Source organism: Nakamurella sp. (assembly GCF_048594475.1).
In the GTDB taxonomy this organism is placed as follows: domain Bacteria; phylum Actinomycetota; class Actinomycetes; order Mycobacteriales; family Nakamurellaceae; genus Nakamurella.
This window is the reverse complement of sequence record NZ_JBMDXT010000032.1, coordinates 21,312-27,949: the sequence shown is the minus strand read 5'-3', so window position 1 is coordinate 27,949 and position 6,638 is coordinate 21,312. Positions and strand designations below refer to the sequence as shown.

Below are 6,638 nucleotides of genomic sequence, written 5' to 3'. Positions count from 1 at the left end.
AGGTGGGCGTGGACGGTGCCCCGCTCGACCTGCTGGTCGCTGCCGTGGACGCCGGCCGGTCCGGCCGGCCCGGCCGGACCCGGGTAGTGCTTGCGCAGGTCGCGCACCTCGATCGCAAGGGCGGGGGAGCGGCGGTCGTCGTTCATTCCGTACACTGTACCGTACTATGTACGGGACAGCCCCGATCGGTCCGGTGGACCGCGGTCCGCGACGGTGTCGGGCCGGACGGACAATGACGTGATGCCGGAGAAGAGGGTCGCCGCGGACGACCCGGTCAGGACGCTGGCCCTGCTGTGGGGTCCGCAGGACCGGCCCGGCCGGTCCGGCCTGACCGTGCGGGCGATCGTGCAGGCGGCCGAGGAGCTGGCCGACGCCGGTGGTATCGAGGCCCTGTCCATGCGGGCGGTCGCCGACCGGCTCGGGGCCGGCACGATGTCGATCTACACCCACGTCCCCGGCAAGCCTGCGCTGGTCGCCCTGCTGATCGACACCGTGACCGGCCGGACCTATCCCGACCCCGACGAGCCCGCCCGGCAGCCCGACTGGCGGTCGGCCCTGCGGCTGATCGCCCGGCGCAACTGGGAGCTGTTCGCCCGCCACCCGTGGCTGCTGCAGATCCCGCAGGGCCGACCAATTCTCGGTCCGCACATCAGCCGAAAGTACGAGTCCGAGCTGCGGCCGCTGGACCGGATCGGGCTGACCGACGCCGAAATGGACGGCGTCCTGACGACGGTGCTGATGCACGTGCAGGGCCTGGCCCGCTGGCAGGCGGCGCTGACCGCCGACCGGTCCGGTGGTGGCGAGGACGACGAGCAGTGGTGGCGGGCCGTCGAGCCGGCCCTGGCCGCGGTGATGGACCCGGCCGCCTTCCCCGTCTCCGGGCGGGTGGGACGGGCGGTCGGCGAGCAGCTCAACAGCGCCGGCGACCCGGCCGCGTCCCTGGACTTCGGGTTGGACCGCATCCTGGACGGCGTCGAGCGCCTGCTGGCGGGCCGGCGGCCCGATCGCTGACGCCCGGCCGGCCGTGGCACCCTGTTCGCCATGACGACGATCGCCATCCTCGGCGCGGGCAAGATCGGTGAGGCCATGCTGGCCGGGCTCATCGGGGCGGGGCGCTTGCCCGATTCGCTCATGTTCACCGAGCGCTATCCGGATCGCGTGCAGGAGTTGACCCAGCGGTACGGCGTCCGCGGGGTCGAGACCGACGAGGCGGCCGCGCTGGCCGACGTGCTGATCGTGGCGGTCAAGCCGCAGGACATCGACCCGCTGCTGCAGACGCTGGCCGGCGCCATCACCCCCGGCACCCTGGTGGTCTCCCTCTGCGCCGGCCTGCCGACGTCGCTGTACGAACGACACCTGCCGGCCGGGACGCCGGTGGTCCGGGTGATGCCGAACACGCCGATGCTGGTCGGCGAGGCCATGAGCGCCATCTCCGCCGGCTCGCACGCCGGGCCGGACCACCTGCAGCTGGTGGAGGACCTGCTCTCCACGGTGGGCAAGGTGGTGCGGGTGCCGGAGGCGCAGCAGGACGCGGTCACCGCGCTCTCGGGGTCCGGTCCGGCGTACTTCTTCTTCCTGGTCGAGGCGATGATCGACGCCGGCATCCTGCTCGGCCTGCCGCGCGCCGTCTCGACGGAGCTGATCATCCAGTCCGCGGTGGGCGCGGCCACCATGCTGCGCGATTCGGGGGAGCACCCGGTGGCCCTGCGCGAGGCCGTCACCTCCCCGGGGGGCACCACCATCGCGGCCATCCGCGAACTGGAGAACCACCGGGTGCGGGCCGCGCTGCTCAGTGCCATCGAGGCCGCCGCCCTCCGCTCGGCCGAGCTCGGCAAGGCCCACGACGCGAGCTGACCGCCCATCGTCCGGCGCTCGGTCGCTGACCTTCGGTCCGGTCGGCTCGTGCTGTGCTGATCAGAGTGGGCTCATCGGGCATGCCGATCCGGCTGTTCTGGTCCGGCTGTGCTGATCCGACTGCGCTGATCAAAGTCCCAGATTCGCGTCCGTTGTGTCGCTTTCCTTGGGCCTTGGATCAGCGCAACGGGCGGGCCTGGCCTCGGTTCGGCGCGGCCGACGGGCTCGCCGGGGCGGAGCGGGTGGGTCAGCCGGCCGGCGCCGCCGCGAGGGCGTCCGCGGCCGGGCCCAGCGCATCCGGGTCGAGCCGGGCGTCGACCAGGCCGGCCAGGGTGCCGTCCTGCACCAGGGCGCGGACGGCCTCCAGGTCGGGGCCGATCGGGTCGTCGGCCACCCGGGTCGGCACCAGCCGGCGGATCGCGGCATGGGCGGCGCCGGTGCCGACCCCCGGACGCAGCGGCGCATGGAAGTCCAGCGCCTGGGCCGCGCACAGCAGTTCGACGGCCAGGATGTGACCGGCGTTCCAGGCCGCCCGGCGGGCCTTGATCGCCGCGGTGGTGCCCATGCTGACGTGGTCCTCCTGGCCGGCGCAGGTGGAGACGGTGTGCACGGTCGCCGGGGCGGCGTGCGCCCGGTTCTCCGCCGCCAACGCGGCGGCCACGTACGGCGGGATCATGAAGCCGGAGCCCGCGCCGGATCCGGCGACCAGGAACGGCGGCAGCTCCGAGAGGTGGCTGTTGGTCAGCCGATCCGACCGCGCCTGGGACATCGTGCTCAGCTCCGCGGTGGCAATGGCCAGACAGTCCAGCGCCGTGGCGATCGGGGCGCCGTGCCCGTTGCCGCCGGAGAGAGCCTGCAGCTCGGGCCCGTCCGGCCCGTCGATCGTCACGAAGACGGGATTGTCGGTGACGGAGTTGATCTCGCACTCGACGACGCCGGCGACGTAGGCCAGGCAGTCCCGGACGGCGCCGTGCACCTGGGGGATGCAGCGCAGGCTCAACGGGTCCTGCAGGCGATGCCGACGGTAGGTCTCGACGATCTCGCTGCCGGCCAGCAGCGCCCGCAAGCGGCGGGCGGTCAGCACCTGACCGGGGTGCGGCCGCAGGGCCTGCAGCCGGGCGTCGAAGCCCCGGGTGTTGCCGCGCAACGCCTCCACGCTCATCGCCCCGGCGACGTCGGCGACGTCGATCAGGGTCTGCACCTTGTTGACGGCCAGCGCGCCGATGCCGCTGATCTCGAACGTTCCGCTGATCAGGGCCAGCCCCTCGCGCAGACCCGGTTCCTGGCCGGCGATCCCGGCCCGGCGCAGCGCCTCCGCGCCGGCCAGCAGGTCACCCCGGTACCAGGCCTGGCCCTCGCCGAAGACCGCCAGCCCGATGTGCGCGGTCGCGGTCAGGTACCCGACCGAACCCTGGGACGGGGCGTACGGCACGACCCCCCGGTTGAGCATGTCGACGAGCGTCTGCACCAGCCGGACGCTGACCCCGCTGTAACCCCGGGCCAGCGAGCGGATGGTGCAGGCCATGATCGCCCGGACCGCCGCCTCGTCGTGCGGATCGCCCACCCCGCTGGCGTGGCTGCGCAGCATCTGCAGCTGGACGGCGGCGGGATCCCGGGAATCCGGCACCGTGGTGTAGAGGTCGCCGACCCCGGTGTTGAGGCCGTAGACCGGCGACCCGGATCGCAGCACCGTCGGCAGCAGCCGGTGGGTGCGGTCGATCGCCCGCACCGCGCGCTCGTCGAGCACGACGGGCGCCCCGTGGGCGATCGCCGCGATGTCGGCGATCGAGGTCGGATCCGATCCCAGCACGATCGGCTCGAGGCTGACGGGCGAGCTCATGGCCCCGAGCCTGCCACCAGAGCCGGCCACCCGGACCGGCCACCCGGACCGGCCACCCGGACCGGCCGCCCGGACCGGCCACCCGGACCGGCCCCCGGGGTCAGCCGGCCATCCGGTACTCCGCACCCGTCCACCGCCCGCGCAGCCAGCGGTCGTGGCTGGCCACGATCACCGTGCCGGGCGCCGCGCCCAGCGCCTCCTCCAGGTCGGCGGCCAGGGTGAGCGAGAGGTGGTTGGTGGGTTCGTCCAGCAGCAGCAGGTCGGGCGGCCGGGCCACCAGCAGACCCAATCCCAGCCGCCGCCGCTGGCCGACGCTGAGCCCCCCGACCGGGGTGTCCAGGTCGGTCCGCCGCAGCAGGCCGACGTCGACGAGCAGGGACGCCTCGTCGTCCGGTTGCCCCACCGCCCGGCCGAACGTGGCGCGGGCGGTCAGCTCCGGGTCGGCGAACGCAACGTCCTGCTCGAGCAGCCCGATCCGGTCGGCGTGCACCCGCACCGCGCCGTCCGCGGGGCCCAACCGGCCGGCCAGGGCCAGCAGCAGGCTGGACTTGCCGGACCCGTTCGCGCCGGTCAGCAGCAGCCGGCCGCCGGCCGGCAGGGCCAGCTCGTCGACTGTCACCCGGCCGGCGATCCGCAGCCCGCGCACCCGCACCACGTCCTGGTCCGCGCCCCGATCGCGGGCGGTCGCGGTGAGCGCGCCGGTGAAGGAGAGCCGAACCGGTGGGGCCGGCACGGCCGACCGCTCGGCCTCGGCCAGCCGGCGTTCGGCCAGGCGAACCCGGCGGGCGTGGGTTCGCTCGACCCGGGCCCCCTTGAAGTGGTGGATGAACTTGTCGTTGTCCCGCGGTCCCCGGTCCGGCGCGATCCGGTCGGTGCCCATCCGCGAGTCCTGGCGCAGCGCGGCGATCCGGTCCTGCTGCTCGGCGTAGGTCTGCTCCCAGCGCCGCCGCGCGGCGGCGCGGTGCTCGAGATAGCGGGTGAACGACGAGGAGAAGCGCCGCTCGCCGGGGGACATCTGCGGGTCCAGATCGAGCAGATCGGTGCACACCCGGTCGAGGAACGCGCGGTCGTGGCTGGCCGCGATGACCACGCCCGGCAGCGAGAGCAGCTGTGATTCCAGCAGGTCCAGGCCGGCGGCGTCGAGATGGTTGGTGGGCTCGTCCAGCAGCAGGCAGTCCGGGCGAGCGACGAGCAGCGCGGCCAGGGCCACTCGGGTGCGCTCGCCGCCGGACAGCCGGTGGGCGGGCCGATCCGGGTCGATCGCCGACAGGCCCAACGCGTCCAGCACGATCGCGGCGCGGCGGTCGGCGTCCCAGGCGTCGTGCGCCGTCGCCCACTCGAGGCGGTCGGCCAACTCGTCGGCGGCGGACGGGTCGCACACCATCCGGGCGCTGAGCCGTTCGATGTCGGCGACGGCCTCGTGCAGGGGCGCCAGAGCACCGGTCATGACCTGCCGCACGGTGCCGTCCAACGCCGGCTCCTGCGCGAGAAGTCCGATAGAGCCGGTGATCCGGACCGATCCCCGGTCGGGCCGCGCCGTGCCGGCCAGCACGCGCAGCAGCGTCGATTTGCCGGTCCCGTTCTCGCCGATGACGCCGATCCGGCGGCCGGGCCCGGCCGCCAGGTCGACCCCGTCCAGCACCGTCCGGTTGCCGTGGGACAGGGTCAGGTCGTCGGCCACGATCCGGACGGGAGCGTTCGGGCCGGCGTCCGGGGTCGGGACGGGCAGCGGACGCAGGGCAGAGGTGGGTGACATCAGGTGGATTCGCGATCGGGTCGGACGATCCCGCCGGGCCGGTGGCCCCCTGGGGGCGTCGGCCGCGGACGCGGGACGGACGAGATCAGCGATCCATGATGCGACCAACGGTACGGAGCCCGCGGAGTGGGGGCAAGGGAAATACGCCGCCCGCGCCGCCCGCGCCGCCCGGGCCGGCATCCCGCCGGATCGGAACCGACCGGGTCGGTCCGCGCGTCGCACCGGCCACGCCGGGCGGCCGGGCGAGGATCGGTCGGGTGGACCCCAGCGTGCTCGCCTTCACCGTGCTGGTGCTCGCCGCCTTCGCGTTCGGGGTGCTGACCGTCCCGCTGGGGCCGGCGCTCGGCCTGGACCCGGCCCTCACCGCGGTCGGGGTCTTCCTGGGCAGCGCCGCGTTCGTGCTCGTCCTGCTGCCGGTGGTGGCCGAGCGGGTTCCGGACCAGCTGGCCCGGCGGGTGCGCCAGGGGGTGCGGCACGGCCCGCGGGTGGCCCGCTGGTGGCGGCGCTCGGCCGGGGACCGGGCCGGCGCCCGGGCCGCGGTCCTGCTGACCCGGGGCTCGACGGTGCTCGACCGGCTGGGCTACCGGGGTGTCGCCGTGCTGGCCCCGGTGACGAGCCGCTGGCTGGTGCCGGCGGTGGGCATCGCCCTCGATCCGCCCCGCTCCGCGCTCGCCCGGTGGGCCGTGCTGGGCTGCGCGACGTGGGCGGTGGCCGGTACGGCGGCGACGGAGCTGCTGATCCGGCTGGTGAACCCCGCCTGACCGAGCGGCGCCCGGCCGGTACCCGGCCGACGATGGGATTCGGACGGCAGCGGCGGGGGACAGCCGGCAGCGCGGCCATCGGGCATCGGTGGCCGCGCTTTGCGGTGGTCCATCGGGCCGCGGCGGGCGGGCCAGGCATTGGCCGCCCCGCCCGCGTCCCGATGACCGGCGGGCCCGGTGCTGCCGGCGTGGGCCGGGGCCGCCTGTCGTGCTGGTCGTGCTGGTCGTGCTGGTCGTGCTGTCAGGAACGACGCTATCGGCCGGCCGCCGTCGGCACCTGATCCAGGCGGTCCGACTCGTCTGATGCAGGTGGTTCAGGCGACCGGTGGCCCGGTGGCCGGCCGCGGGGCCGGATCCCGGGCGTCCGGGTGACCCGGCGTCCGGGCCACTCACCCGGATCGGTGATGACGCACCGTGAGATCCGGGC

The 6,638-nt window shown here is 74.9% G+C and carries 5 protein-coding genes; 3 read left to right on the top strand and 2 right to left on the bottom strand.

The genetic code is table 11. The features are described from left to right. Positions 1-240: 240 nt before the first annotated feature. The gene (locus ACOJUF_RS01610; protein WP_420120114.1) at positions 241-1,011 is read left to right on the top strand and encodes a TetR/AcrR family transcriptional regulator; all 771 of its coding nucleotides are present in this window, start codon (positions 241-243) and stop codon (positions 1,009-1,011) included. Positions 1,012-1,041: 30 nt separating this feature from the next. After that, a complete protein-coding gene (proC, locus tag ACOJUF_RS01605) occupies positions 1,042-1,854 on the top strand; it encodes a pyrroline-5-carboxylate reductase (protein WP_420120113.1) in 813 nt (270 codons plus the stop codon). Positions 1,855-2,101: 247 nt separating this feature from the next. Here the strand turns inward: proC and ACOJUF_RS01600 are convergent, their stop codons facing one another. Next, the gene (locus tag ACOJUF_RS01600; protein WP_420120112.1) at positions 2,102-3,694 is read right to left on the bottom strand and encodes an HAL/PAL/TAL family ammonia-lyase; all 1,593 of its coding nucleotides are present in this window, start codon (positions 3,692-3,694) and stop codon (positions 2,102-2,104) included. A 100-nt stretch (positions 3,695-3,794) separates the two neighbouring features. Further along, positions 3,795-5,450 carry an ABC-F family ATP-binding cassette domain-containing protein gene (locus ACOJUF_RS01595; protein ID WP_420120111.1) on the bottom strand — a complete coding sequence of 552 codons (1,656 nt, stop codon included), beginning with the start codon at positions 5,448-5,450 and terminating at the stop codon, positions 3,795-3,797. A 257-nt stretch (positions 5,451-5,707) separates the two neighbouring features. Here ACOJUF_RS01595 and ACOJUF_RS01590 point away from each other — a divergent pair, with 257 nt between their 5' ends. Beyond that, the gene (locus tag ACOJUF_RS01590; protein ID WP_420120110.1) at positions 5,708-6,211 is read left to right on the top strand and encodes a hypothetical protein; all 504 of its coding nucleotides are present in this window, start codon (positions 5,708-5,710) and stop codon (positions 6,209-6,211) included. Positions 6,212-6,638 lie beyond the last annotated feature (427 nt).

Bases quoted from the DNA above. Each gene is read 5' to 3' on its own strand.
- ACOJUF_RS01610 (WP_420120114.1), top strand. From the start codon at position 241: ATGCCGGAGAAGAGGGTCGCCGCGGACGACCCGGTCAGGACGCTGGCC.
- proC (WP_420120113.1), top strand. From the start codon at position 1,042: ATGACGACGATCGCCATCCTCGGCGCGGGCAAGATCGGTGAGGCCATG.
- ACOJUF_RS01600 (WP_420120112.1), bottom strand. From the start codon at position 3,694: ATGAGCTCGCCCGTCAGCCTCGAGCCGATCGTGCTGGGATCGGATCCG.
- ACOJUF_RS01595 (WP_420120111.1), bottom strand. From the start codon at position 5,450: ATGTCACCCACCTCTGCCCTGCGTCCGCTGCCCGTCCCGACCCCGGAC.